The following is a 26,210-nucleotide window of genomic DNA, read 5'->3' as shown; positions in this document are numbered from 1 at the left end:
CTTTTTTTATAGTTACGAGTAAGCTATAATATATTATGTTGTAAAGTGATTTAGGAGGAACAATCATGAAACGTCAGTATTATATCGGTACTTCTTTATTTATCGCTATTATTATTTTAATTTTAGATCAAGTAACTAAGTTTGTTATTGCTTCTTCTATGCGCATAGGCGATTCTTTTGAAGTCATACCAGGTTTTTTAAACATTACATCACATCGTAACAATGGTGCAGCATGGGGCATTTTAAGCGGTAAAATGAGTTTCTTTTTTATCATTACCTTGATTATTTTAATCGTATTAGTCGTTTTTTATATTAAAGAAGCTAAGAATAATTTATTTATGCAAATTGCTTTGAGTTTACTATTTGCTGGCGCATTAGGCAATTTTATAGACCGTTTGTTTCATGGTGAAGTAGTAGATTTTATAGACACATATATTTTTGGATATAATTTTCCAATTTTTAACGTTGCCGATTCAAGTTTAACGATAGGTGTCATATTGATTATAATTACACTAGTAATAGATGTTAAAAAAGGGAAATAGATAGGAGTATTTAATGACTACACATAATTTTAATATAGATAATTCAACTAATGTAGGTCAGCGTATAGATAAAGTTTTGGCTGAGCTGAACTCAGAATGGTCACGCACACAAATGCAAGATTGGATTAAAGAAAAATTAGTTAAAGTTAACGGCAAAGAAGTTAAATCAAATTATAAAGTAAAAATGAACGATGCAATCGAAGTTACTGAAAAGGATATTGTCGAAGCGGATATCGTTCCAGAAAATTTAAATTTAGATATTTATTATGAAGATGATGATGTTGCGATAGTGTATAAACCTAAAGGTATGGTTGTGCATCCTTCTGCAGGTCATTATACAGGTACATTAGTAAACGGATTGATGTATCAAATGAAAAATCTTTCAGGTATCAATGGTGAAGTCAGACCTGGGATTGTGCATAGAATTGATAAGGACACTTCTGGTTTGTTAATGGTCGCTAAAAATGATGTGGCACATAGAAGTTTAGTAGAACAACTTATAGATAAAACAGTCACACGTAAATATACTGCGCTAGTACATGGTAATATTCCCCATGATTATGGAACTGTAGACGCACCTATTGGTCGTAATAAAAATGATCGTCAGTCTATGGATGTTGTCGATGACGGTAAAGAAGCAGTTACGCACTTTAATGTAAAAGAACATTTTAAAAACTTTACTTTAATCGAGTGTCAGCTTGAAACAGGACGTACACACCAAATTCGTGTACATATGAAATATATTGGTTTCCCATTAGCTGGAGACCCTAAATATGGTCCTAGAAAAACTTTAGACCTTGATGGACAAGCATTACATGCTGGTGTTATTGGTTTTGAACATCCAGTGACTAATGAATATATTGAAAGAGAAGCACCGTTACCTGAACCATTTACACAATTATTAGAAGAGTTACGTCGTACAGACGCATAATCGCTAATAATTGGTTTAAACCTAAGCTACTTATTGACTTGTTATAAAATGTAGGGTAGAATAGTGACAGTTTAATAAAGAATCGGTCATCTTTAATTGAGAGTCCAGAGAGACTTCAAAGATATGAACCAAGAGAAAATTGCTTATAAAATGTAGTATATACATTTATAAATATAGTAGTGTATTTAATACACAAAGTTTAAATTGAGATACCAATTGAGTAAAGCTCATTCATACTCTTTTAAACTTTAAATTTTTTCTGGGAATACCTCATATCTTCAATTGAAGATATGGGGTATTTTTTATATCACAATAACTAACATTAAAAGAAAGTAGGTGTGCCTTATGTCAGAACGTATTATTATGGATGAAGCAGCTATTCAAAGAACGGTTACACGTATTGCACATGAAATTTTAGAATATAATAAAGGCACAGATGATTTAGTGTTATTAGGCATAAAAACGCGTGGTGCTTTTTTAGCAAATAGAATTCAACAAAAAATCGCCATGATTGAAGCTTGTGAAGTGCCTACGGGTACGATTGATATTACACAATTTCGTGATGATTTAGAACAAGTAAACGATGCGAATGGTGACAAATCTTATGAAATTGGCGTCGATATTACCAATAAAATCGTAGTCATTATTGACGACGTATTATATACCGGTAGAACAGTAAGAGCTTCATTAGACGCTATTTTACAACATGCTAGACCGAATAAAATTGGTTTAGCGACGTTAGTAGATAGAGGTCATAGAGAATTGCCAATTCGCGCTGATTTTGTTGGGAAAAATATTCCTACATCTCGCGATGAAGATGTTTCTGTCTATTTAGAAGAAATTGATCATAAAAATGCAGTAGTAATTGAATAAACCTTTTAACTCAGTACGAGAGACTGAAAAAGGGACAATCGTAGAACAACTTTATCTACGATTGCATTTATACCTCTAACATGGCGTTAAAGTTAGTTTAATACGACTTTCTTTAACTATAGCGGTGTAAACTTTTTTAGTCTCTTTACATGAATATATGTAAAGAGATTTTTTTATGAGAGGAAGCGACATATTATGAGAAACGAAGAAATGTTTGAAAGAACAGCCAAACCCGTATTAGATGTACGTGATAGGCCTAAATTAGGACAGTGGGCATTTCTAAGTACCCAACATTTATTTGCGATGTTTGGTTCCACAGTTCTTGTTCCGTTTCTTACGGGATTACCAATATCGGCAGCATTACTTGCGTCAGGCATTGGAACGTTATTATACATATTAATTACTCAAGCTAAAATACCTGCTTATCTAGGTTCTAGCTTTGCTTTTATAACGCCAATCATTAGTGGATTACATTCTCATAGCTTAGGAGATATGTTAATTGCCTTATTCATGAGTGGTTTGATGTATGTCATCATCGGTATCGCAATTAAATTGAGTGGTACAAATTGGCTAATGCGTTTATTACCACCAGTAGTAGTAGGACCAGTCATTATGGTTATAGGTTTAAGTTTAGCACCAACGGCTGTAAACATGGCCATGTATGAAAACTCTAGTGACATGAAAGGTTATAACCTAAGTTACTTAATCGTAGCATTAGTAACTTTAATCGTTACGGTTATTGTGCAAGGTTTTTTCAAAGGCTTTCTTTCTTTAATACCAGTACTGATTGGCATAATTACTGGTTATGTTGTCGCTGCATTCATGGGCATTGTCAACTTCAGTACAATAGCTCATGCTAAATGGTTACAATTGCCAGATATCTATTTACCATTTAAAGATTATCAGCCGTCGTTTCATCTGGGTCTAATTTTAGTCATGGTACCGATTGTATTTGTGACAGTAAGTGAACATATTGGTCATCAGATGGTTATTAACAAAATAGTAGGAAAAAACTTTTTCAAAGATCCTGGCTTAGATAAATCAATCATTGGTGACGGTGTCTCAACAATGGTTGCGAGTGTTATTGGCGGACCACCAAGCACAACTTACGGTGAAAATATTGGTGTGCTAGCAATTACTAAAATATACAGTATTTATGTTATCGGTGGCGCTGCAGTTATAGCGATTATTCTTGGTTTTGTAGGAAAATTCACGGCATTAATTTCATCGATACCCACACCCGTAATGGGCGGTGTTTCGATTCTGCTATTTGGTATTATCGCTTCAAGTGGTTTACGTATGCTAGTAGAAAGTGAAATTGACTTTGCTCAAAATCGTAATTTAGTTATTGCTTCAGTAATTCTCGTTGTCGGTATTGGAAATCTAATGTTGAATCTCAAACCGATAGGCGTAAATTTACAAATAGAAGGTATGGCGTTAGCAGCATTGGCGGGCATCATATTGAACTTAATTTTGCCAAAGCAATCAACGTAAGATATTCAAAGTAAATGAGGAGGTCGAAGATGCAACAATTATTATCTATGGAACATCTCACAACGGATGAGATTTATCATCTTATACAGCAAGCTTGTAACTATAAAGCACGTAATATAAATTCACCACAATACAGTAAACATTTCGTAGCTAATTTATTTTTTGAAAATTCAACACGTACTAAAAGTAGTTTTATCGTTGCAGAACAAAAGTTAGGTTTAAATTTAGTCGATTTTGAAACGACGACATCTTCAGTACAAAAAGGCGAGTCACTATACGACACTTGTAAAACTTTGGAAAGTATAGGCGTAGATTTATTAGTTATCAGACATTTTCAAAATGCCTATTACGAAGAGTTAAACAATATTAATATTCCTATCATTAACGCTGGTGATGGTAGTGGGCAACACCCGACTCAAAGTTTACTTGATTTAATGACAGTCTATGAGTCCTTTGATTCATTTAAAGGATTAAACGTCGTCATTTGTGGCGACATCAAAAATTCTCGTGTGGCTAGAAGTAATTACTACAGTCTACGCGCATTAGGTGCGAATGTGATGTTCTCTAGTCCTGACTCTTGGAAGGACGACACGTTGGAAGCCCCTTATGTCGATATTGATGATGTTATTGAAGAAGTAGACATTGTCATGTTGTTGAGAGTACAGCATGAACGACATAATAATGATGAAGTTTTATCATTTGAGTCAAATGATTATCATAAACTTTATGGTTTAACGATTGAACGTTATAACCGATTAAAACAACAAGCGATTGTTATGCATCCAGCTCCAGTTAATAGAGGAGTGGAAATAGATAGTTCATTAGTTGAAGCACCGAAGTCACGCATTTTCCAACAAATGCAAAACGGCATGTATTTACGTATGGCAGTTATTGATGCAGTTTTACAAACGAAAGGGGAACAATAATATGAAATTAATTACAAATGCTAAAGTTTTAAACAATGGAGAATTACAAGAAAGTTCGATTTTAATTGATGGTAAGCAAGTTAAACAAATCGCTCAAAACATTGAAGTAGATCAAGACGTAGAAATTATTGATGCACAAGGGCAATTCGTTGCACCTGGATTAGTTGATGTTCACGTTCATTTAAGAGAACCAGGGGGAGAACATAAGGAAACAATCGCTACAGGAACAAAAGCTGCAGCTAGAGGTGGTTTCACAACTGTATGTCCGATGCCTAATACGCGTCCTGTACCAGATGATGTAGAAAATTTAAGCGCATTGAATAATATTATTGCTAATGATGCACATGTGAGAGTATTACCTTATGCATCAATTACAGTAAGACAAGCAGGAAAAGAACATGTAGATTTCAAGGCATTAGCAGAAAATGGGGCATTTGCTTTTACAGACGATGGCGTAGGTGTTCAAACAGCAAGCATGATGTATGAAGCAATGCAAGAAGCAGCAAAAGTAAACAAAGCCATTGTAGCTCATTGTGAAGACAACAGTTTAATTTATGGCGGCGCTATGCACGAGGGGAAAAGAAGTGCTGAATTAGATATTCCGGGTATTCCAAATATTTGTGAAGCGGTACAAATCGCACGAGACGTATTATTAGCTGAAGCTGCAAATGCACATTACCACGTATGTCATGTGTCAACGAAAGAAAGTGTACGTGTAATTAGAGATGCTAAGAAAGCAGGCATTCATGTTACTGCCGAAGTAACGCCACACCACTTACTATTAACAGAAGATGATGTACCAGGTGACGATGCGATTTATAAAATGAACCCACCATTAAGAAGTAAAGAAGACAGACAAGCATTATTAGATGCATTAGAAGATGGCACAATTGATTGTATTGCTACTGACCATGCACCACATGCCAAAGAAGAGAAAGATCAACCAATGACAAAGGCACCGTTTGGTATTGTAGGAAGCGAAACAGCATTTCCATTGTTATATACGCATTTTGTTAAAAATGGTTCTTGGTCATTACAACAACTTGTTGACTATTTAACAATAAAACCTGCACAGACATTTGACTTACCATATGGCAAGCTCGAAGAAGGTAGTTTAGCAGATTTAACTATTATTAATTTAGATAAAGAAACAGAAATTAAGGCTGAAGACTTTCATTCAAAAGCTTCTAATACACCATTTATTGGTTATCAAGTATATGGTACACCAGTGTTAACGATGGTTGAGGGTGAAGTTAAATTTAAGGAGGAACTGTAATGTTACAAAAACGCTATCTTGTACTTGAAGACGGTTCATATTATGAAGGATTTAAATTAGGTTCAGGCGATTTAACAATTGGTGAAATTGTTTTTAATACTGCAATGACAGGTTATCAAGAAACAATTTCAGACCCATCATACACAGGACAAATTATTACTTTTACTTATCCATTAATTGGTAACTATGGTATTAATCGTGATGACTTTGAATCATTAGCATTGAATTTAAATGGCGTAGTTGTAAAAGAAGCAAGCCAAAAACCAAGTAATTTTAGACAACAAAAAACGTTACACGAAGTATTAGTAGAATATAATGTGCCAGGTATTTCTGGTGTGGATACAAGAAGTATTACGCGTAAAATAAGAAAGCATGGTGTGTTGAAAGCCGCTTTCACAGACGATAAAGATAAAATTGAGAGCTTGGTTGAACAATTAAAAACGGTAGAATTACCTCGTAACGAAGTAACTACTGTATCTACTAAGACGCCTTATATTTCAACTGGCTACCGTTACAGCGTTGTGTTAGTTGATTTTGGTAAAAAAGAAAATATCGTTAGAGAATTGAATGCACGTGGTTGTAATGTCACAGTGGTGCCATATGATACTTCGGCAGAAGCAATTATTAGAATGTCACCGGATGGCGTTATGTTGTCTAATGGTCCTGGTGATCCAGAAGAAGTCCAAGTAGCAGTTGAAATGATACAAAATATTTTAGGTAAAATACCATTCTTTGGTATTTGTCTTGGCCACCAATTGTTTGCACTATCTCAAGGCGCAACTTCGTTCAAAATGAAGTTTGGGCATCGTGGTGCTAACCACCCAGTTAAAGATTTGAAAACTGGCAGAGTAGCTTTAACAAGTCAAAACCATGGTTATGCAATAGACAAAGATTCGTTAGCACAAACTGATTTGGAAATCACACACATTGCCATTAATGACGGCACAGTTGAAGGATTAAGACATAAAAAATTACCAGCATTTTCAGTACAGTACCATCCTGAAGCATGCCCAGGTCCATCAGATTCAAACTATTTATTTGATGAATTTATCGAAATGATGAATGAATTTAAAGTGAAGGAGAGTATGACAAATGCCTAAACGTAATGATATTAAATCTATATTAGTAATAGGTTCTGGTCCGATAATTATTGGACAGGCTGCAGAATTTGACTACGCAGGCACGCAAGCTTGTTTAGCATTAAAAGAAGAAGGTTACAAAGTTATACTCGTTAACTCAAATCCGGCAACAATAATGACTGATAAAGAAGTCGCAGATAAAGTTTATATTGAGCCATTAACACACGATTTTATTGCTCGTATTATTCGTAAAGAACAACCAGATGCTTTACTTCCAACATTAGGTGGTCAAACAGGACTTAACATGGCGATTCAATTGCATGATAGTGGCGTACTTGAAACGAATAATGTGCAATTATTAGGAACAGAATTAAATTCAATTCAACAAGCTGAAGACAGAGAATTATTTAGAACATTAATGAATGACTTGAATGTACCTGTGCCAGAAAGTGACATTGTTAATACTGTAGAACAAGCTTTCCACTTTAAAGAACAAGTAGGCTACCCATTAATCGTTAGACCTGCGTTTACTATGGGAGGTACCGGTGGCGGTATTTGTCATAATGACGAAGAATTACATGAAATTGTATCAAATGGTTTACATTATAGCCCGGCTACACAATGTTTAATTGAAAAATCAATCGCTGGCTTTAAAGAGATTGAATACGAAGTAATGCGTGATAAAAATGATAACGCCATTGTGGTATGTAACATGGAAAATATTGACCCTGTAGGTATTCATACCGGTGACTCTGTCGTAGTTGCGCCAAGTCAAACGCTATCTGACATCGAATATCAAATGTTAAGAGACGTGTCATTAAAAGTAATTCGCGCGTTAGGTATCGAAGGTGGATGTAACGTTCAATTAGCGTTAGATCCTCACTCTATGGATTATTATATTATTGAAGTAAACCCACGTGTTTCTCGTTCATCTGCGTTAGCTTCTAAAGCTACTGGTTATCCAATCGCAAAATTAGCGGCTAAAATTGCCGTAGGATTGACATTAGATGAAATGTTGAACCCAGTGACAGGCACTTCATATGCAGCATTTGAACCCGCTTTAGATTATGTGATTTCTAAAATTCCACGTTTCCCATTCGATAAATTTGAAAAAGGTGAACGTGTTCTAGGGACACAAATGAAAGCTACGGGCGAAGTTATGGCTATTGGTAGAACATATGAAGAATCACTATTAAAAGCGATTCGTTCACTTGAATATGGCGTACACCATTTAGGATTACCTAATGGCGAGACTTTTGATTTGTCTTATATTAAAGAAAGAATACAAGACCAAGATGATGAGCGATTATTCTTCATTGGCGAAGCAATTCGACGTGGAACAACGTTAGAAGAAATTCATGAATTAACAAAAATTGACTATTTCTTCTTAAATAAATTCCAACATATTATCGATATCGAACATGACTTAAAAGCAAATAAAGGCGATATAGACTATTTAAAATTTGCTAAAAATTATGGTTTCAGCGACCGTGTCATTGCACATAGATTTGATATGACGGAAGAAGAAGTCTACGCTTTAAGACAAGAAAATGGCATTCAACCTGTATATAAAATGGTCGACACATGTGCTGCTGAATTTGAATCGACAACGCCTTATTATTACGGCACTTATGAACATGAAAACGAGTCAATCGTGACGGATAAAGAAAAAATCTTAGTATTAGGTTCAGGACCGATTCGTATTGGACAAGGTGTAGAATTTGACTATGCAACAGTTCACGCTGTATGGGCGATTCAAGATGCAGGCTATGAGGCAATTATCGTTAACAATAACCCTGAGACAGTGTCTACAGACTTTTCAATATCAGACAAACTTTATTTCGAACCTTTAACTGAAGAAGATGTCATGAATATTATTGATTTAGAACAACCAAGTGGTGTAGTCGTTCAATTTGGTGGTCAAACAGCAATCAATTTAGCGGACAAGCTTAGCAATAAAGGCGTTAAAATCTTAGGCACATCATTAGATGATTTAAATCGTGCAGAAGATAGAAAAGAATTTGAGGCGCTATTGCATACAATCGACGTACCACAACCTAAAGGTAAAACTGCCACTTCACCTTCAGAAGCATTAATTAATGCCCGTGAAATAGGTTATCCAGTCGTAGTAAGACCTTCATATGTATTGGGTGGACGTGCGATGGAAATCGTTAATAGTGATGAAGAACTTGAAAATTATATGAACCAAGCAGTTAAAGCGAGTCCAGATCATCCAGTGTTGGTAGATAGATATTTAACTGGTAAAGAAATAGAAGTAGATGCTATTTCAGATGGTGAAACAGTCATTATCCCAGGTATCATGGAACATATTGAACGCGCTGGCGTTCACTCAGGAGATTCAATCGCGGTATATCCACCTCAAACATTGACTCAAAATGAGATTTATACGCTTGAAGATTTTACAATTCGTTTAGCTAAAGGCTTAAATATTGTAGGTTTAATTAATATCCAATTTGTCATTGCACATGATGGCGTATATGTACTAGAAGTAAATCCGAGATCTAGCCGTACAGTACCATTCTTAAGTAAAATAACAGATATCCAAATGGCACAATTAGCTATGCGTGCGATTATCGGCGATAAATTAAAAGATTTAGGCTACAAAGAAGGCATTCAACCTTATTCTGAAGGCGTATTTGTTAAGGCGCCTGTATTCAGCTTTAATAAATTGAAAAACGTTGATATTACGCTTGGACCTGAAATGAAATCTACAGGTGAAGTTATGGGTAAAGACTTAACAATGGAAAAAGCATTGTATAAAGGTCTTACGGCAAGTGGTGTTGAAGTAAAAGACCATGGCACAGTATTGATTACGGTAAGTGATAAAGATAAAGAGGAAATCATCGATATTGCTAACAGATTACATGAAGTAGGTTATAGAATTTTAGCTACTCAAGGTACTGCTTCAAAATTAGCAGAACGAGATATCCCAGCAGAAGTTGTAGGTAAAATTGGTAACGAAGATGACTTGTTAACACGTATTCAAAATGGCGAAGTTCAAATTGTTATTAACACTATGACTAAAGGTAAAGAAGTAGAACGAGATGGCTTCCAAATTAGAAGAACAACAGTAGAAAATGGTATTCCATGTCTGACATCATTAGATACAGCTAATGCTTTAACAAATGTTATTGAAAGTATGACATTTAACATGGCCAATATGTAATTTATCTTAGCGTGATTGTTAACAAAGCTTGAATTTTATAGACGTTCAGTTAGGAGACCAATTTAAATGAAACAATTACCAATTATTGCACTCGATTTTGATACTGAAGATGCTGTTAATAATTTTTTAGATAACTTTGATGAGCCTTTATTTGTGAAAGTTGGCATGGAGTTATTTTATCAAACAGGACCACAGCTTATTAAATCAATAAAAGAACGTGGGCATGATATCTTCCTCGATCTGAAATTACACGATATTCCGAATACAGTCGGAAAAGCAATGGAAGGTTTGAGTAAACTTGATGTAGATTTAGTGAATGTTCATGCAGCAGGCGGTACGACAATGATGGAACGTGCCGTCGCTGGCATTCGTAAGCATAATACTGATATTAAAATTATTGCGGTAACACAATTAACGTCAACGAGCCAAGAAATGTTGAATGAACAACAAAACATTAAGACATCAATGGATGAAGCGGTTTTAAATTATGCTAATCTTGCGCAGAAAGCTGGTTTAGATGGTGTAGTATGCTCACCACTTGAAACTACGATGTTAAAAAATCAATTAGGAGAGTCATTTTTAAAAGTTACACCAGGTATACGTCCAGCAGACAGCCAAACGGACGACCAAAAGCGTGTAACAACGCCAGAAGATGCTAAAAAATTAGGTTCTACACATATTGTTGTAGGTAGACCAATTACACAAAGCGACAATCCCGTTGCTAGTTATCATAAAATTAAAGAAAGTTGGTTAGGTTAATATGACAAAAAGTATAGCTCAGTCGTTATTAGATATCGGAGCAGTTTCTCTATCACCAAATGATTTATTTACGTGGAGTTCAGGAATTAAATCACCAATTTATTGCGACAACAGAGTGACTTTAGGCTATCCAAAAGTGAGAACTGAAATTAGAGATGGTTTAAGTGCGTTAATTAAAGAAAAGTTTGCAAATGTAGAAATCGTGTCAGGAACTGCAACGGCAGGTATTCCACATGCAGCTTATGTTTCTGAAGTGTTGGATTTACCAATGAACTATGTGCGCTCTAAAAGTAAAAGTCATGGTAAACAAAATCAAATTGAAGGTGCCTTAAGTGAAGGTAAAAAGGTTGTTGTAATTGAAGATTTAATTTCAACTGGTGGCTCTTCAATTACTGCAGTAGATGCATTGAAAGAAGCAGGTGCTGAAGTATTAGGCGTAGTCGCTATTTTTACTTATGGTCTGAACAAAGCGGATGAATTATTTAACGATGCAGGTGTTCCATTTTACACTTTAAGCGATTATAATGAATTAATAGAAGTAGCTAAAGATAATGGAGATATTTCAGAACAAGATATTAAGACATTAGTTGAATGGAGAGATAACTTAGCATAAAATGTTAAGCAGAGGGGGGGTAATATCATGACTAATAACCCACACGATGTTTATCGACAGTTTTCTCATGTTAACAAATTTTTATCTAAAACTGACGATTATCGCAATGAAGATAAAACCAATGATCAAAATGAATTGTTGTCCTCGGCTTCAGATGAAAACATATTTAAAAAAGCAAAATCAGATATTAAAGCCAAAGGTCATATTTAATAGTAAAAAAGAGATCGAGACTAAGTTTTAACTTGGGTCTCGCTCTCTTTTTAATATTTTAACGTATAAAAATTTTCGTTAGAATATAACCTAGTAATATAAAAGCTGCGGCTACTAATAATGAAATAATATAGATCATGTTATCGAACCTCCAATAAGTTATTGATTGGGAATGTTATTAAAATATTTACACATTTTAAGCTTTTTATAGTATGACTTTTTACTTTTTATCAATAATAAACTACTTACGGTATCCATATTTTAACATAGACAGAACAAAAACCACGGATAATTAATTATCGTTAGGAGCTGCGTATGAAAAAACTATTCAAAGACCACTATAAAAATGTACTCTTTTGTCTTATAGGCTCATTTATTAACGCGCTTGGCGTTAGCTTTTTTATTTTAGGAGCAAATATGGGCGATGGCGGTACGATTGGTATATCTTTAGCCCTTAAATATACATTAGGATTTTCTCCCGCAATTTCATCATTAATCATTAACACTTTGGTTATTATAGTAGGGTGGAAGTTTTTAAGTAAAGCTACTGCAGTCTATACATTTATTACAAATACTGCACTGTCATTCTTTTTAAGGTTTACTGAAAATTTTAATTTAGGTATTCATGATTTTATTATAAGTTCAGTATTTGGTGGTGTATTCATCGGTATTGGCTGTGGATTTATTATAGCAGCGGGCAGTACAGCCGGTGGTACTTCGGTCATTGCGAAGATGTTGAATAAATATTTTGACGTTAAAACTTCACAAGGTATTTTTATCTTAGATGGTTTAGTTGTGTTATCATTTTTACTCGTTTTACCATTGAAAAATGTATTATTCACAATTATTATGTTGTTTATTACAGAACGTGCCACTTCATTTATTATAGAAGGTTTCAATCCTAAAAAGGCTGTTACAGTTATTTCTAGTAAAAGTGAAGATATTAGTAATGCGATAAATTCCTTTACTGGCAGAGGTTCTACATTATTAAATGGTAAAGGTGGTTACGGCAAGACGGAAACGAGTATGTTATACGTTGTCGTTCCTCAGTCACAAGTAACCCGAGTTAAGAGAATGGTTAGTGAAATCGATGAAAATGCATTTTTAGTTATACACGATGTACGAGATGTGTTAGGTAATGGCTTTATGAATATGAATTAATGATAAAAGAGATAACTCGATTTATCAGAACAATATCGTTATGATATAAATAGATAGCAATGTAGAGAGGGGTAAAATGATGCTTATACCTAAGGTTACAACCTTTTTAATGTTTAATGGAAATGCTGAAGAAGCAATCAATTTATACGTTAATACTTTTGAAGATGCTGAAATTTTAACTTTAGTTAAGTATGGCGAAGATAGTGAAGAAATGGCTGGCGCCGTGCAACATGCTATATTTAGAATTAAAGATCAAGTATTGATGGCTATAGATAATGTAAATGGTGTAGATATTGATATGACACCTGCAATGTCTTTATATGTGACTGTAGAAAGCACTATGGAAATGGAACACCTATTTAGTAAATTAAAAAGTGGGGGCGCAATATTAATGCCGAAAACGGAAATGCCACCTACATTTAGGGAGTTTACTTGGATAGTTGATAAATTTGGCGTGAATTTCCAATTAGCTTTACCAGAAAAACAATAATAAAAGAAGCGCTTGTGTCATAAACACCCATGCTTAAAATAAGAGAGCTAACCCATTGTAGGTTAGCTCTCTTATTATTTTAAATATGATGTACTTGCCTGCGGGCAAACGTGTACATTATTCTAATTTTAATTAATTATCCTGTTTCATCGTTTGGATGTGATCGTAGTCAGGTGTAACGAATAGTGTTTTTTGATTGTCATATGTGACAAATCCCGGTTTAGCACCTGATGGTTTGTGTACATGTTTGATTTCTGTATAATCCACAGGGATTTGACTTGAACTACCTGCTTTAGAAAAATAGCCGGCCAACATAGCCGCTTCTTTAATCGTTTCATCACTAGGTTCATCGTTTAAAATGACTACGTGAGAACCCGGAATATCTTTAGTGTGGAACCAAATATGATTTTTATTAGCTTTTTTGTTCGTTAAATAATCATTTTGTTTATTATTTTTACCAACTAATATTTGCGTACCATCCGTTGCTAGATAACTTTGTAATTTTAGTTCTGGCTTTTTCTTTTTCTTACTTTGTTTACGTTGTTTCATAAAGCCTTGTTCAGCTAACTCATCTCTAATATCATCGATTTCATTAACTGTAATATGTGCGAGTTGCTGTTCAATATTTTCAAAGTAATTAATATTTTCTTTAGTGAGCGCAATTTGTTTATCTAACTCGTGGTCTCGTGTTTTCAATCTATTATATTGTTTGTAATAATACTGTGCATTAACCGATGGCGATTTGGTAGGGTTAAGCGAAATCGTTATTTCTTCATTCGTATAATAATTTAGTACCGTTACATTTTCATCGCCTTGTTTAATACGATATATATTTGCGGTAATTAATTCACCATAAAGTTGTTGTTTATCTTTTTCTTTCGTTCCTTCTTGTTCATCTATGAGTTTACTTAATTTATTTTGATATTTATGCAATTGTTGTTGGACAAATTTTACTAAATCATTTGCACGTTGTTTAACGCGTTCTCTTTCGCCACGAGCCTCATAATAACGGTCGAGTAATTCATCTAATGAATCGTAAACCGTCATGTCATCATGAAATTGTTGTAATTTCATAAAATAAAAGTCTTCTTTACCAGTTTCATGATTTTTATGAAAGACGGGCGTAGGTGCAGATTTTACTTCTGACAACACTTCATCAAATGCAGCTGGTAAAGTTTCACTTGTCATAAACTGTCTGCGGCTCACAATTTCATTCGTTATTAAAGGACTGAAACCTTCAAAATGATTGAGTAACTGTTTAGCAATCTTGCCACTATTAAAGTCGATATATTGTGTAACTTCATCTCCAGTAATTTCAAAAGGATTTATTTTATTTTGAGTTGGTGGTGTTTCGTATTGAAAACCGGGCATAACAGTACGATATTGGTTTGTATTTGGTGTTAAATGTTTGAAACCTTCGATAATTTTGCGTTTATCATCGACAAGAATCAAGTTACTGTGTTTACCCATAATTTCAAGGATAACAGTACGATAAATCGTATCACCAATTTCATCTTTACTTTCTACATCGATTTCAATTCTGCGGTCATTGCCGATTTGTTTAATTGCCTTAATAAAGCCACCCTCTAAGTGTTTACGAAATACACGTGCAAACATAGGTGGATCAAAAGGATTATCATATTTTTTATTTGTTAGTTGTAACCTAGAAAAACTAGGATGTATAGATAATAATAGTTGATGGTTTTTACGGTTTTGGCGGACCACCATAATTATTGTATCGTTTTCAGGTTGATTGATTTTGTGAATTCTTCCACTTGTTAAAAATTGTAGAGATTCAACCATTTTTTTCGTGAATAAGCCATCATATGCCATTTAAGTCAGCCACCTTATTTTAAGTCATTCATTTAATTGTAACATGTAGCAATCATTTGGTCATAGGCAAAGATTGTTATAAGTATGCTATACAATTAAAGCTTTGTTATGGTATCATATGTAAATAATATAGTATAGCTTAGAGAGGTTATAAGAAATGGATAATGAGAAAGGTTTGTTGATAGTACTATCTGGGCCATCTGGTGTTGGTAAAGGTACAGTTAGAAAGAAAATATTCGATGATCCATCTACATCTTACAAATATTCTATTTCTATGACGACACGTGAAATGCGCGTTGGAGAAGTCGATGGCGTTGATTACTTTTTCAAATCAAAAGCTGAATTTGAAGAATTAATTAAACAAGACCAATTTATAGAATATGCTGAGTATGTAGGGAATTACTATGGTACGCCTGTTCAATACGTTAAAGATACAATGGACAAAGGTTATGATGTATTTTTAGAAATTGAAGTTGAAGGTGCCAAGCAAGTACGTAAAAAGTTTCCTGACGCTTTATTTATATTTCTCGCTCCACCAAGCTTAGACCATTTACGTGAACGTTTAGTAGGTCGAGGCACTGAATCGGATGAGAAAATTCAAAGCCGTGTTAAAGAAGCTAGAAATGAAGTCGAAATGATGAACTTATACGATTATGTTGTTGTCAATGACGAGGTCGACTTAGCTAAGCAACGTATTCAATCTATCGTGGAAGCGGAACATTTAAAAAGAGAACGTATAGAAGCAAGATATAGAAAAATGATATTGGAGGCCAAAAAATAATGTTATACCCACCATTAAACCAATTAACTGCTAAAATAAACTCTAAATATTTAATCGCCACAACTGCTGCAAAGCGTGCGCGTGAATTAGAAGATGTAGAAGATACAGAATTACTTGAACGTTATCGCTCAAAAAAAGCTGTTGGCAGAGCTTTAGAAGAAATAGCTGAAGGTAAAGTTTACCCAGATGGCGTACAAAACTAAATTTTAAGCTAATACTAAAAGCATTGTGAGACATACCTTTAACTTCAAGGTGTGTCTTTTTTATAATATTAAGTTTTTGTGTATAATTAGCGATGAAAGTAAAACAAGAACGTTAAAAATAAACACCTGAAACATCATATTAACGTGTTGGTGTTAGTTGAATTGAGTTATATGGAGGTAACTTTATAATGAAAAATATATTATTAGCAGTTACTGGTGGAATTGCAGCTTATAAAGCTATAGATTTAACTAGTAAATTGTCTCAAGCTGGTTATGATGTGCGTGTCATGCTAACAGATAATGCACAAGAATTTGTTACTCCGTTATCATTCCAAGCTATTAGTAGAAATCCTGTCTATACAAACACATTTCTTGAACAAAATCCTCAAGAAATACAACACGTCTCTCTTGGTGACTGGGCAGATGTCATTATCGTAGCACCAGCTACTGCAAACACAATTGCAAAGTTAAGTAATGGTATCGCTGATGACATGGTTACTTCAACTTTATTAGCAACGGAAACGCCTAAATTTATCGCACCTGCAATGAATGTTCATATGTATGAAAATAAAAGAACACAACAAAATATGGCTACCTTAAGTGAAGATGGTTACCACTTTATCGAACCGGGTGAAGGATATTTAGCGTGTGGTTATGTAGCTAAAGGACGTATGGAAGAGCCATTACAGATTTTAACTAAAATAGAACAATTTATAAAAAATAAACAAGCCGACAGCGAAATTGAATATAGTACATTTAACGGCAAAAATGCATTAGTTACGGCAGGACCAACAATTGAAGTACTTGATCCGGTACGATACTTATCCAATCGTTCGTCGGGTAAAATGGGTTATGCCTTAGCAGAAGCCTTAGCTAAACGAGGCGCGAATGTAACACTCGTCAGTGGACCTACACACTTGTCCCAACCGAAATCTAAAAACATTACGTTAGTAAAAGTGCAAAGCGCAGCAGAAATGTTTGAAGCAGTTTCATCTAGATACGACCAATTAGATATCGTATTTAAAGCAGCAGCAGTATCAGATTATGCACCTAGTGAAACACTTAATCATAAATTGAAAAAACAAGATGGAGAATTGTCGGTAACATTTAAACGTACGTCCGATATTTTAAAATATCTAGGCGAACATAAAACACATCAATATTTAGTAGGATTTGCAGCAGAAACACAAAATATTGACGACTACGCACAACAAAAGTTAGTTAAAAAAAATGCCGACGTCATTATTGCTAATAATGTAGGCGATACATCTATTGGTTTTAGTTCAGACAATAATGATTATACGATGCATTTTGCAACTAAAGATTCGGTACAACTTGGTAAAGACACTAAAATAGCGCTCGCTGATAAAATATTAAATGAACTTGAAGCAAGGTGGCAATAATATGATAGCGAAAGTAATCGTTGATATACCGTCTAAAAGTGTTGACTTCACATTTGATTATATTATCCCAACACGATTACAATCTATTCTACAAATTGGCATGAGAGTGATTGTGCCATTTGGTCCAAGAACAATTCAAGGCTATGTAATGTCTATTACTGAAACACCTGACGAACAACTTGATACTTCGAAATTAAAAGAAGTTAAAGAAGTACAGGATATTAAACCAGAATTGACGTCTGAATTAATTGAATTAAGTGAGTGGTATAGTCAATATTTCGTGACTAAACGTATTTCTATGTTAGAAGTAATGTTGCCTAGCGCAATTAAAGCTAAATATACTAAAGTTTTTAAACTAAATGATGAACAATTGATGCCATCTTCATTACTAAGTAAATTTAATAGTGACGGTCATTATCTTTATAAAGAAGCGCAACGCAACGATGATATTACAGAACTTGTACAATATCTTAATAGCGGGGCTATTACAGAAGAAACAATCTTGTCACAAAACACAACAAAGAAAAAACAACGTGCAGTTAAAGTTACCGAGGATTATAATTACGATGAAGTTTTACAGAAGCTTGAAAAATCGGCAAAACAATATGATTTATATGCGTACTTAATGGATGAAAGGCATCATACGGTTTTGTTACGAGATATAGAAGAGATGGGTTTGTCTAAATCAAGCATAGATACACTCGTTAGAAAAGGCTACGTTGAAAAATATGACACTGTAGTAGAACGCGATCCATTTGAAACACGTGTATTTGAACAAGAAGCCAAACAAGCTTTGACTGCATCACAACAAGAAGCGTTTGATGCCATCTCGGCAAAGGTAAATGCACATGAACAACAGACGTTTTTACTTCACGGCGTTACTGGTTCAGGTAAGACAGAAGTTTATTTGCATACGATTGAAGAAGTGTTACAACTCGGCAGAGAAGCTATGATGTTAGTGCCAGAAATTGCATTAACGCCTCAAATGGTGTTACGTTTCAAACGCCGTTTTGGTGATGATGTTGCAGTACTACACTCTGGTTTATCAAAGGGTGAACGTTATGATGAGTGGCAAAAAATTCGTGACGGTCGTGCTCGGGTGAGTGTTGGTGCTAGATCAAGCGTTTTTGCGCCATTTAAAAATCTAGGCATGATTATTATAGATGAAGAGCATGAATCATCTTATAAGCAGGAAGATTATCCTCGTTATCATGCTAGAGATATTGCACAGTGGAGAAGTCAATACCATAACTGTCCCCTCATTTTAGGAAGTGCAACACCAAGTCTTGAAACATATGCACGTGCTGATAAAAAGGTGTATGATTTATTGCCATTACCGACAAGAGTTAATAATCAAGCTATGCCAGAAATCGATATCGTAGATATGCGAGCTGAATTAAGCGCAGGCAATCGCTCAATGTTCTCTAATCAATTACGTGATGCAATTCAAACCCGATTGGACAAGAAAGAACAAATCGTTTTATTTTTAAATCGCCGAGGCTATGCATCATTTATGCTTTGTAGAGACTGTGGACATGTGCCACAATGCCCAAATTGTGATATCTCGTTAACATATCATAAGTCAGCAGATCAGTTAAAATGTCATTACTGTGGTTATCAAGAAACGCCACCAAATTTATGTGCGAACTGCGAAAGTGAACATATTCGTCAAGTTGGAACAGGAACTCAACGTGTGGAAGAATTATTGCAACGAGAATTTCCTGAGGCTAATATTATTCGTATGGATGTGGATACAACTTCTCGTAAAGGCGCACATGAAAAATTATTAAATGATTTTGGTGCAGGTAAAGGCGATATATTATTAGGTACACAAATGATTGCTAAAGGATTAGACTTTCCAAACATTACCCTCGTAGGCGTGTTAAATGCTGATACAATGCTAAACTTACCAGATTTCCGATCAAGTGAACGTACGTTTCAGTTATTGACGCAAGTGGCAGGTAGAGCAGGGAGACATGACAAAGAAGGCGAAGTATTAATACAAACATACAATCCTGATCATTATGCAATTAAAGACGTGCAATTGAATGACTATTTGGCATTTTACGATAAAGAAATGAATTATAGAAAGTTAGGTAAATATCCACCATATTTCTTTTTAATCAACTTTACTATTGCACATCAAGATATGAAAAAAGTTATGGAAGCATCTAAGCATATTCATAAAATTTTATTGCAACATATTTCAGATAAAGCATTAGTTCTAGGTCCATCACCAGCCGCTTTATCAAGAATAAATAACGAATATCGCTTCCAAATTTTAGTTAAATATAAAAATGAACCAGCATTACATGAAGCATTGCAATATCTAGACGATTATTATCATGATGAATACTTAAAACATAAATTATCATTGAAGATTGATATTAATCCCCATATGATGATGTAACAAAACGCTTTGTAACTAATTGTTACAAAGCGTTTTGTTAATTAATATTTATATTGAAAAACTAAATTTCGAAGCTTGCGTTAACTTAAGCATTTTAAAATAGTTAGTTTTAACTATTCAATGTTGCAAATAGGTGATTATAGTTTTCAATAGCAGCATTGTATTTTAATTCTGGGTTCGTTTTAACATTAGATAAAGGGTTTTCAATAACCTCTTTCATATAATTGGCTAATTGAGATATATTATTCGGTTCTACAAGATAACCATTCTTACCATGATTAATAATTTCTGATGGTCCATATTTAATATCATAAGAAACAACTGGACATTTGGATTCAATACTTTCCATAACTGATAGAGCAAAACCTTCGAATTTACTAGTTAGTAAGGAAGCTTTAGATTTTTTGAATTCTAATGATGGATTATTGGTATAATCATAAATTCTTACTTTATCTTGAATTCCATAATCATTTATTAGTTTTAATAACATTTCTTTTTGATTGGATTCATCTTTACCAAAAATAGCAAGCTTAGTAGAATGACCGCTTTCTAAAAACTTATTATATGCTTTAATAACATGATCTAACTGCTTTTCAACTCCAAGTCGTCCTAAGAAAATAAACCTATTTTCTTTTTCGATTACACTAGTATCAGTTTCTTTTTCAAGCATAAAATGTGGTATAACACAAAATTTGTTAGAGTCTATTGGTAATATATTCTGAATATCATTTTTTTGTTTATGAGTTAGAACAATGTATTTTGCAACTTTATCCGGGTTATTTAAAGCAAACTTAAACGAACCTTTTATGCTATTTTCATTTAAATGACTACTATGAAATACTAAAATATTGTTGGTATTATTACTTTGTTTTAAAAGCGGAGCATCTAATGCTCTTGCATCACAAAATACTGTATCGCCGTCCTTAAATTTCGCATCAAAATAATATTGGAAAAATTGTTTTTCAGATGAAAAAGTCAAGTGGGGTCGTTCTTTACGGTATGTTTGTATATAAATCAATTCATTATTGTCTGTGTTTTCAAAAAATTTTTTACAGTAAATATTGCCGTTCTTATCAAAAAATTCTTCTGATATTTTTTGATAAGTATTGTGTGAATAGAAAAGTTTTTTATGTAAGATTCCATGTTTATTATACTGCCATCGTTGGACCTTTCGTTTACTGACGGGGGACATAAAATCTTCAAATTCTAAAATTTTAGTACTTTCATAAAATCTTCTATATAAAACATATTTATCGCCATCATAATAACGAACAACTCGCCCGTTACTTTTTATTTCACTACGTAAACCTTCTATTTCATAGGAAGTTTCCTTTTTAGAATAATTTGAATTAGTACTGAGTAAAAGGTTAAAACCAGATAACCAATCATATATATTTTCAAATTGAATATTATTTGTTACCTTTTTTTGTTCTAAAAAAAGATTATACACTTCTGGATAATCAGCATTGTAATTTGTTGTTAATATTTTAGTAGGTATTGTAAGCTCTGTATCCAGTAATTTTATTCTTCTTAATAAAGATTTTGTTCTCCCGCCATGAAGAGGTGGAAGTGTAGTTGTAACTGTATAAATCAAATGAAACATCCCCTTATTAATAATTAAAATGTAATAATGCTTCTAGGTAAAATATCTATTCCCATTAGTATTTTATAAAACATTATTTTATAAGGTTTTACTATGTTTAATACTCAATTCTTCGAATTTAAATAGAACATATTTTTTTCCCTTAATTTACAATCATTTATTTTATGCATGTATTATAAACAGTAAGCAAAACTATTTAACTAAATATTACTTTATCATAATTAATAGCGAAAGTTTATATTATAATTAATATTTATATTGCTTTTATTTATATAAAAAGTCTATCCTATACGATGATTTAGAAAGGTTTTAATTTTATTGTGAAATTGGCTCAAGGCATTGTTAATGTGATTTTAGAATGACTATCTAGATAAGTAATAAATGATGTATGTTAAGGAATTAGGATTACAGAAAAGTATGCAACATTAATGTGCCAATGTAGTACATAGTGATGTTGCTTCGTTATTTCTAAGAAAAGATAGCATTAATGTCTAAAGTATTGTATGATGCATTAGTACGCCTTAGGGCGTATCATATGAATGTTTGTCTAATTTACGCCCTGAGGTGTATCTCCAGACAAACACTCAGACATCCACCCTTCATTGGGTGGTCTTTTTTATGTATAAGCAAAATTACTAATATCAAAAATGTACGTCTCAAATTTAATTTTCGAAACGCGCATAAACTTAAAAATTACCGTCTTAAAAATGTTTTCCTAGAATGTATGATAAACTTTAAGTGTAAATTACTTTTCCGCTGCAATAGTCTTAATTATCAAGCACATAATTATTTAACATACACTGATATTAATAAAACAAAGAGGGTGTAACATGTGAGATATAATCAATTTAACCAACCGATTGGTGAAGGTTTAGAAGCTTTTAATTTGCCTCCAAATCCTGAAGTAACAGTTTTAAATGGACAATACTGTCGCTTGGAAAAGTTAAGCGAACATCATATAGATGATCTGTATAACCATTTTAGTTTAGATGATGATGCGCCCAATTGGACGTATTTAAGTGAAGAACCAGTTAAAGATAAAGACGAATTTAAGCAGTATATAAATAATCAAATTAATTCACAGGATCCATACTTTATGGCCATAATTAATCAAGATACAAATGAAGTACTTGGAGAATTTTCGCTACTGCGAATAAATCCTAACGATGCATCGATTGAAGTCGGTCATATTCATTTTTCAAATGCCTTAAAGCAAACACGAATTGCTACCGACGCACATTACTTATTAGCAAGTTATGTATTTGAGACGTTAGGTTATCGTAGATACGAATGGAAATGTGATGACTTGAATAAACCTTCTATGAAGAGTGCGAAAAGATTAGGGTTTACTTATGAAGGTACATTTAGACAACATAAAATTTATAAAACACGTAATAGAAACACGGCATGGTTTTCTATGTTAGATAGTGAATGGCCGCATATTAAACAACAATATGAACGATGGTTATCACTAAGCAATTTTGATATTAATGGCCAGCAGTTCGAGCGTTTGAATATTCAATAACTATGACAACAAGCATTGCTAAGTAAAAGTATGACTTTTATAGAGGTGCTTGTTTTTAATTGCTAAAATATAATATCTTTAATTAAAAGATAACAATATAATTTGCGAATAAGTTAAGTTTAGTAACGGTCGCAATTTTATGTAAGATAAGTTATAATTATATGATGAATTTTGAGAGGTGGCTTACTGATGACAATTAAGCGTTTAGTTGCTAAACAACATCCATTGTTGTCTAAAAAAATTAGTCCTGTTGAGGATTTTAATGAAGAACTTGAACAGTTATTATTAGATATAGAAGATACTATGTATGAACAAGAAGCGTCAGCATTATGTGCGCCACAAGTTGGTATTGATAGACAAGTAGCTATAATTGATATGGAATTAGATGGACTTTTACAGTTAATTAATCCAGAAATAGTAAGCCAATCAGATGAAAAAGTGACGGAACTTGAAGGTTCAATTAGTTTACCAGATGTATATGGGGAAGTAACGAGAAGTAAGATGATTGTCGTGAAAAGTAACGATAAAGAAGGCAACGAAGTAGAATTAACGGCCTATGATGATGTAGCTAGAATGATATTACATATGGTTGATCATTTTAATGGTATGTTATTTACTGAACGTGTTGACCGATTAATGACTGAATCTGAGATGGAGGCGTATTTTAATCATGAGTAATATAATTTTTATGGGTACACCAGATTTTTCAACGACAGTTTTAGAAATGCTTATAGCAGAACATAATGTTATAGCCGTTGTAACACAACCAGATAGACCAGTAGGTAGGAAGAAAAAAATGACGCCACCGCCAGTTAAAGAGATAGCTGTGAAGCATGGTTTACCTGTCTACCAACCAGAAAAATTGACGCAGTCTGAAGAATTAGACCAACTTATAGCATTAGATTCTGATTTAATAGTGACAGCTGCATTTGGTCAATTGTTACCAGAATCATTACTAGAAGCACCTAAATTAGGCGCAATAAATGTACACGCATCATTATTACCAAAATATAGAGGTGGTGCGCCGATACATCAAGCTATTATCGATGGCGAAACACAAACAGGCATTACAATTATGTATATGGCCAAAAAACTCGATGCTGGTGATATTATTGCGCAACGTGCGATAGATATTGAAAAAGAAGACGATGTAGGCACAATGCACGATAGATTAAGTTTCTTAGGTGCTGATTTATTAAAAGAAACATTACCAGCTATTATAAATGGTACGAATGACAGACAACCACAAGATGATAGCAAAGCTACTTTTGCTTCAAATATTAGTAGAGACGATGAAAAGATTGATTGGCAAAAGCCAGCAGAAGTAATTTATAATCATATTAGAGGATTATCACCGTGGCCAGTAGCATATACAATCATGGATGACGCTAATATGAAATTGTATGCTGCACATATTGTTTCGAATAAAGACGGTAAACCAGGCGAGATTATAGAAACGACTAAAAAGGCAATTATCGTTGGTACAGGATCACAAGATGCGATTGCTTTAACGGATATTCAAGTTGCGGGTAAAAAACGTATGCTTGCAGCAAACTATTTAAGTGGTGTCCAAACATCATTAGTTGGGAAGGAATTAACATGACAGAAGTATCTGTAAGAAGACATGCATTTGACACGTTACAAGCTATTATAAATGATAAAGCATACAGTAATATCATTATTAATGAAACGCTATCTAATAGTGAAATGAATAGAGCCGACAAAAATTTATACACTGAAATGGTCTACGGTACGCTTGCAAGAAAATATACGTTAGATTATTTTTTAAAGCCTTTTGTCCAAACAAAAATTAAAGGGTGGGTACGCCAATTATTATGGATGAGCATTTATCAATATGTTTATTTAAATAAAGTACCAGAACATGCCATCATTAATGAAGCGGTAGAGATTGCGAAATATAAAGGTGGTCCACATAACGGTAATGTCGTAAATGGTATTCTACGTAACATTATGCGTAGTGAATTACCTCAATTCGATGAGATTTCAGATGCTAAAAAAAGAATTGCAATTCAATATAGTTTGCCTAAATGGCTAGTCGATCATTGGGCAACGCATTTTGGTATAGATAAAACAGAAGAAATTGCACAGTCGCAATTAGAGAAAGTTAAACAAACTGTAAGAGTTAATACGACTAGAATAAGTGTTGAAGATGCAATTTCAAGATTAGAAGACGATGGTTTTGAAGTAGTACAAGATCAACATATCGCTAGTTGTTTACATGTCGGTGGTCAACAGATAATTGAATCACGCATGTTTAAAGATGGATTAGTATCGATTCAAGATAAAAGTTCTATGTTAGTAGGTGAAATTGTTGCACCTGAAAAACAAGATCTAATCTTGGACGCGTGTAGTGCACCTGGAGGTAAAGCGTGTCATCTTGCAGAATTAATGGATAATCAAGGGCAAATAGAAGCTACTGATATTCATGAACATAAGATTGATTTAATTAACTTTAATGTCAAAAAATTACGATTATCTAACATTTTAAGTTATACCCACGATGCCACAGAAAAATATGGTAAAGTGTATGATAAGATTTTAGTTGATGCACCATGTAGTGGTTTGGGCGTATTACGCCATAAGCCAGAAATTAAATACGAACAAAGTAAGGCAACGATAGATAGCCTTGTTGAGACACAATTAGCAATTTTAGATAATGTTAAAGCAAACGTTAAACCTGGCGGCACATTGATTTATTCTACATGTACGATAGAACAACTAGAAAATGAAAATGTAATTTATACATTCTTGAAAAATAATAAGGACTTTGAATTTGAACTATTTGTAGACCCAAGAACAGGCGAGCAAGTTAAAACAATGCAAATACTACCCCAAGATTTCAACTCCGATGGTTTCTTTATAACTAAAATAAGACGGAAGGACAGCTAAT

Annotated in this window: 23 protein-coding genes; 21 read left to right on the top strand and 2 right to left on the bottom strand. The window is 33.7% G+C overall.

What is annotated here, in order from left to right; genetic code table 11:
* Positions 1-65: 65 nt before the first annotated feature.
* The 13 genes from lspA to ISP08_RS08090 all read left to right on the top strand — a co-directional run bounded on the left by lspA (position 66) and on the right by ISP08_RS08090 (position 13,541).
* Entirely contained in the window at positions 66-542 is a 477-nt protein-coding gene (gene lspA / locus ISP08_RS08150; protein ID WP_195718291.1) for a signal peptidase II, read from the top strand.
* 13 nt (positions 543-555) lie between these two features.
* A complete protein-coding gene (locus ISP08_RS08145; RefSeq protein WP_195718290.1) occupies positions 556-1,473 on the top strand; it encodes an RluA family pseudouridine synthase in 918 nt (305 codons plus the stop codon).
* 345 nt (positions 1,474-1,818) lie between these two features.
* On the top strand, positions 1,819-2,346 hold the full coding sequence (gene pyrR, locus ISP08_RS08140; protein ID WP_048794128.1) for a bifunctional pyr operon transcriptional regulator/uracil phosphoribosyltransferase PyrR: 528 nt from the start codon (positions 1,819-1,821) through the stop codon (positions 2,344-2,346).
* 195 nt (positions 2,347-2,541) lie between these two features.
* On the top strand, positions 2,542-3,840 hold the full coding sequence (locus tag ISP08_RS08135) for a uracil-xanthine permease family protein (RefSeq protein ID WP_195718289.1): 1,299 nt from the start codon (positions 2,542-2,544) through the stop codon (positions 3,838-3,840).
* A gap of 29 nt (positions 3,841-3,869) precedes the next feature.
* Positions 3,870-4,766, top strand: coding sequence for an aspartate carbamoyltransferase catalytic subunit (locus ISP08_RS08130; protein WP_195718288.1), 897 nt, complete (start codon positions 3,870-3,872; stop codon positions 4,764-4,766).
* Between the two features lies 1 nt (position 4,767).
* The gene (locus tag ISP08_RS08125) at positions 4,768-6,042 is read left to right on the top strand and encodes a dihydroorotase (protein WP_195718287.1); all 1,275 of its coding nucleotides are present in this window, start codon (positions 4,768-4,770) and stop codon (positions 6,040-6,042) included.
* A complete protein-coding gene (locus ISP08_RS08120) occupies positions 6,042-7,142 on the top strand; it encodes a carbamoyl phosphate synthase small subunit (RefSeq protein ID WP_195718286.1) in 1,101 nt (366 codons plus the stop codon). Before ISP08_RS08125 ends, ISP08_RS08120 begins: the two co-directional genes overlap by 1 nt.
* On the top strand, positions 7,135-10,308 hold the full coding sequence (gene carB / locus ISP08_RS08115; RefSeq protein WP_195718285.1) for a carbamoyl-phosphate synthase large subunit: 3,174 nt from the start codon (positions 7,135-7,137) through the stop codon (positions 10,306-10,308). Before ISP08_RS08120 ends, carB begins: the two co-directional genes overlap by 8 nt.
* 66 nt (positions 10,309-10,374) lie before the next feature.
* A complete protein-coding gene (gene pyrF / locus ISP08_RS08110) occupies positions 10,375-11,067 on the top strand; it encodes an orotidine-5'-phosphate decarboxylase (protein WP_195718284.1) in 693 nt (230 codons plus the stop codon).
* A gap of 1 nt (position 11,068) precedes the next feature.
* Positions 11,069-11,680, top strand: a complete 612-nt coding sequence (pyrE, locus tag ISP08_RS08105) for an orotate phosphoribosyltransferase (RefSeq protein WP_195718283.1) — start codon at positions 11,069-11,071, stop codon at positions 11,678-11,680.
* Between the two features lie 27 nt (positions 11,681-11,707).
* Positions 11,708-11,890 carry a hypothetical protein gene (locus ISP08_RS08100; protein ID WP_048794120.1) on the top strand — a complete coding sequence of 61 codons (183 nt, stop codon included), beginning with the start codon at positions 11,708-11,710 and terminating at the stop codon, positions 11,888-11,890.
* A gap of 315 nt (positions 11,891-12,205) precedes the next feature.
* Positions 12,206-13,051, top strand: a complete 846-nt coding sequence (locus tag ISP08_RS08095; protein ID WP_048794119.1) for a YitT family protein — start codon at positions 12,206-12,208, stop codon at positions 13,049-13,051.
* A gap of 79 nt (positions 13,052-13,130) precedes the next feature.
* Positions 13,131-13,541, top strand: coding sequence for a VOC family protein (locus ISP08_RS08090; protein ID WP_195718694.1), 411 nt, complete (start codon positions 13,131-13,133; stop codon positions 13,539-13,541).
* Positions 13,542-13,673: 132 nt separating this feature from the next.
* Here ISP08_RS08090 and ISP08_RS08085 read toward each other — a convergent pair whose 3' ends face one another.
* Positions 13,674-15,374 (bottom strand): Rqc2 family fibronectin-binding protein, encoded by a 1,701-nt coding sequence (locus ISP08_RS08085; protein ID WP_195718282.1) that lies wholly within the window; start codon positions 15,372-15,374, stop codon positions 13,674-13,676.
* Between the two features lie 157 nt (positions 15,375-15,531).
* On the opposite strand from ISP08_RS08085, the gene gmk reads away from it, so the two are divergent.
* The 4 genes from gmk (at position 15,532) to priA (ending at position 20,171) form a co-directional block, all read left to right on the top strand.
* Complete coding sequence (gene gmk, locus ISP08_RS08080) at positions 15,532-16,155, top strand: guanylate kinase (RefSeq protein WP_048794116.1); 624 nt, start codon at positions 15,532-15,534, stop codon at positions 16,153-16,155.
* On the top strand, positions 16,155-16,358 hold the full coding sequence (gene rpoZ, locus ISP08_RS08075; RefSeq protein WP_048794115.1) for a DNA-directed RNA polymerase subunit omega: 204 nt from the start codon (positions 16,155-16,157) through the stop codon (positions 16,356-16,358). The genes gmk and rpoZ overlap by 1 nt, the downstream gene beginning before the upstream one ends.
* A 188-nt stretch (positions 16,359-16,546) precedes the next feature.
* Positions 16,547-17,761, top strand: a complete 1,215-nt coding sequence (coaBC, locus tag ISP08_RS08070; RefSeq protein ID WP_195718281.1) for a bifunctional phosphopantothenoylcysteine decarboxylase/phosphopantothenate--cysteine ligase CoaBC — start codon at positions 16,547-16,549, stop codon at positions 17,759-17,761.
* A gap of 1 nt (position 17,762) precedes the next feature.
* Entirely contained in the window at positions 17,763-20,171 is a 2,409-nt protein-coding gene (gene priA, locus ISP08_RS08065; protein ID WP_195718280.1) for a primosomal protein N', read from the top strand.
* 109 nt (positions 20,172-20,280) lie between these two features.
* Here priA and ISP08_RS08060 read toward each other — a convergent pair whose 3' ends face one another.
* Entirely contained in the window at positions 20,281-21,765 is a 1,485-nt protein-coding gene (locus tag ISP08_RS08060) for a glycosyltransferase (RefSeq protein ID WP_195718279.1), read from the bottom strand.
* Between the two features lie 841 nt (positions 21,766-22,606).
* Between ISP08_RS08060 and ISP08_RS08055 the strand changes: the two genes are divergently transcribed.
* From ISP08_RS08055 to rsmB, 4 genes are all read left to right on the top strand, one after another.
* Positions 22,607-23,299: a GNAT family N-acetyltransferase gene (locus ISP08_RS08055; protein WP_195718278.1), complete on the top strand. Its 693-nt coding sequence runs from the start codon at positions 22,607-22,609 to the stop codon at positions 23,297-23,299.
* A gap of 189 nt (positions 23,300-23,488) precedes the next feature.
* Complete coding sequence (locus ISP08_RS08050; protein ID WP_195718277.1) at positions 23,489-23,977, top strand: peptide deformylase; 489 nt, start codon at positions 23,489-23,491, stop codon at positions 23,975-23,977.
* Positions 23,970-24,902 carry a methionyl-tRNA formyltransferase gene (gene fmt, locus ISP08_RS08045; protein ID WP_195718276.1) on the top strand — a complete coding sequence of 311 codons (933 nt, stop codon included), beginning with the start codon at positions 23,970-23,972 and terminating at the stop codon, positions 24,900-24,902. The genes ISP08_RS08050 and fmt overlap by 8 nt, the downstream gene beginning before the upstream one ends.
* Positions 24,899-26,209 (top strand): 16S rRNA (cytosine(967)-C(5))-methyltransferase RsmB, encoded by a 1,311-nt coding sequence (gene rsmB, locus ISP08_RS08040; protein WP_195718275.1) that lies wholly within the window; start codon positions 24,899-24,901, stop codon positions 26,207-26,209. The genes fmt and rsmB overlap by 4 nt, the downstream gene beginning before the upstream one ends.
* Position 26,210 lies beyond the last annotated feature (1 nt).

It is taken from the genome of Staphylococcus lloydii, assembly GCF_015775975.1.
Lineage (GTDB): Bacteria > Bacillota > Bacilli > Staphylococcales > Staphylococcaceae > Staphylococcus > Staphylococcus lloydii.
This window is presented reverse-complemented; position numbering and strand designations above follow the sequence as displayed.

Excerpts from the sequence above, each read along its gene's own strand:
- ISP08_RS08120 (WP_195718286.1), top strand. The coding sequence starts at position 6,042 with ATGTTACAAAAACGCTATCTTGTACTTGAAGACGGTTCATATTATGAA.
- ISP08_RS08085 (WP_195718282.1), bottom strand. The coding sequence starts at position 15,374 with ATGGCATATGATGGCTTATTCACGAAAAAAATGGTTGAATCTCTACAA.
- pyrR (WP_048794128.1), top strand. The coding sequence starts at position 1,819 with ATGTCAGAACGTATTATTATGGATGAAGCAGCTATTCAAAGAACGGTT.
- pyrE (WP_195718283.1), top strand. The coding sequence starts at position 11,069 with ATGACAAAAAGTATAGCTCAGTCGTTATTAGATATCGGAGCAGTTTCT.
- ISP08_RS08095 (WP_048794119.1), top strand. The coding sequence starts at position 12,206 with ATGAAAAAACTATTCAAAGACCACTATAAAAATGTACTCTTTTGTCTT.
- rpoZ (WP_048794115.1), top strand. The coding sequence starts at position 16,155 with ATGTTATACCCACCATTAAACCAATTAACTGCTAAAATAAACTCTAAA.
- rsmB (WP_195718275.1), top strand. The coding sequence starts at position 24,899 with ATGACAGAAGTATCTGTAAGAAGACATGCATTTGACACGTTACAAGCT.
- ISP08_RS08135 (WP_195718289.1), top strand. The coding sequence starts at position 2,542 with ATGAGAAACGAAGAAATGTTTGAAAGAACAGCCAAACCCGTATTAGAT.
- priA (WP_195718280.1), top strand. The coding sequence starts at position 17,763 with ATGATAGCGAAAGTAATCGTTGATATACCGTCTAAAAGTGTTGACTTC.
- ISP08_RS08145 (WP_195718290.1), top strand. The coding sequence starts at position 556 with ATGACTACACATAATTTTAATATAGATAATTCAACTAATGTAGGTCAG.
- ISP08_RS08050 (WP_195718277.1), top strand. The coding sequence starts at position 23,489 with ATGACAATTAAGCGTTTAGTTGCTAAACAACATCCATTGTTGTCTAAA.
- fmt (WP_195718276.1), top strand. The coding sequence starts at position 23,970 with ATGAGTAATATAATTTTTATGGGTACACCAGATTTTTCAACGACAGTT.
- pyrF (WP_195718284.1), top strand. The coding sequence starts at position 10,375 with ATGAAACAATTACCAATTATTGCACTCGATTTTGATACTGAAGATGCT.
- coaBC (WP_195718281.1), top strand. The coding sequence starts at position 16,547 with ATGAAAAATATATTATTAGCAGTTACTGGTGGAATTGCAGCTTATAAA.
- ISP08_RS08125 (WP_195718287.1), top strand. The coding sequence starts at position 4,768 with ATGAAATTAATTACAAATGCTAAAGTTTTAAACAATGGAGAATTACAA.
- carB (WP_195718285.1), top strand. The coding sequence starts at position 7,135 with ATGCCTAAACGTAATGATATTAAATCTATATTAGTAATAGGTTCTGGT.
- ISP08_RS08130 (WP_195718288.1), top strand. The coding sequence starts at position 3,870 with ATGCAACAATTATTATCTATGGAACATCTCACAACGGATGAGATTTAT.
- lspA (WP_195718291.1), top strand. The coding sequence starts at position 66 with ATGAAACGTCAGTATTATATCGGTACTTCTTTATTTATCGCTATTATT.
- ISP08_RS08100 (WP_048794120.1), top strand. The coding sequence starts at position 11,708 with ATGACTAATAACCCACACGATGTTTATCGACAGTTTTCTCATGTTAAC.
- gmk (WP_048794116.1), top strand. The coding sequence starts at position 15,532 with ATGGATAATGAGAAAGGTTTGTTGATAGTACTATCTGGGCCATCTGGT.
- ISP08_RS08090 (WP_195718694.1), top strand. The coding sequence starts at position 13,131 with ATGCTTATACCTAAGGTTACAACCTTTTTAATGTTTAATGGAAATGCT.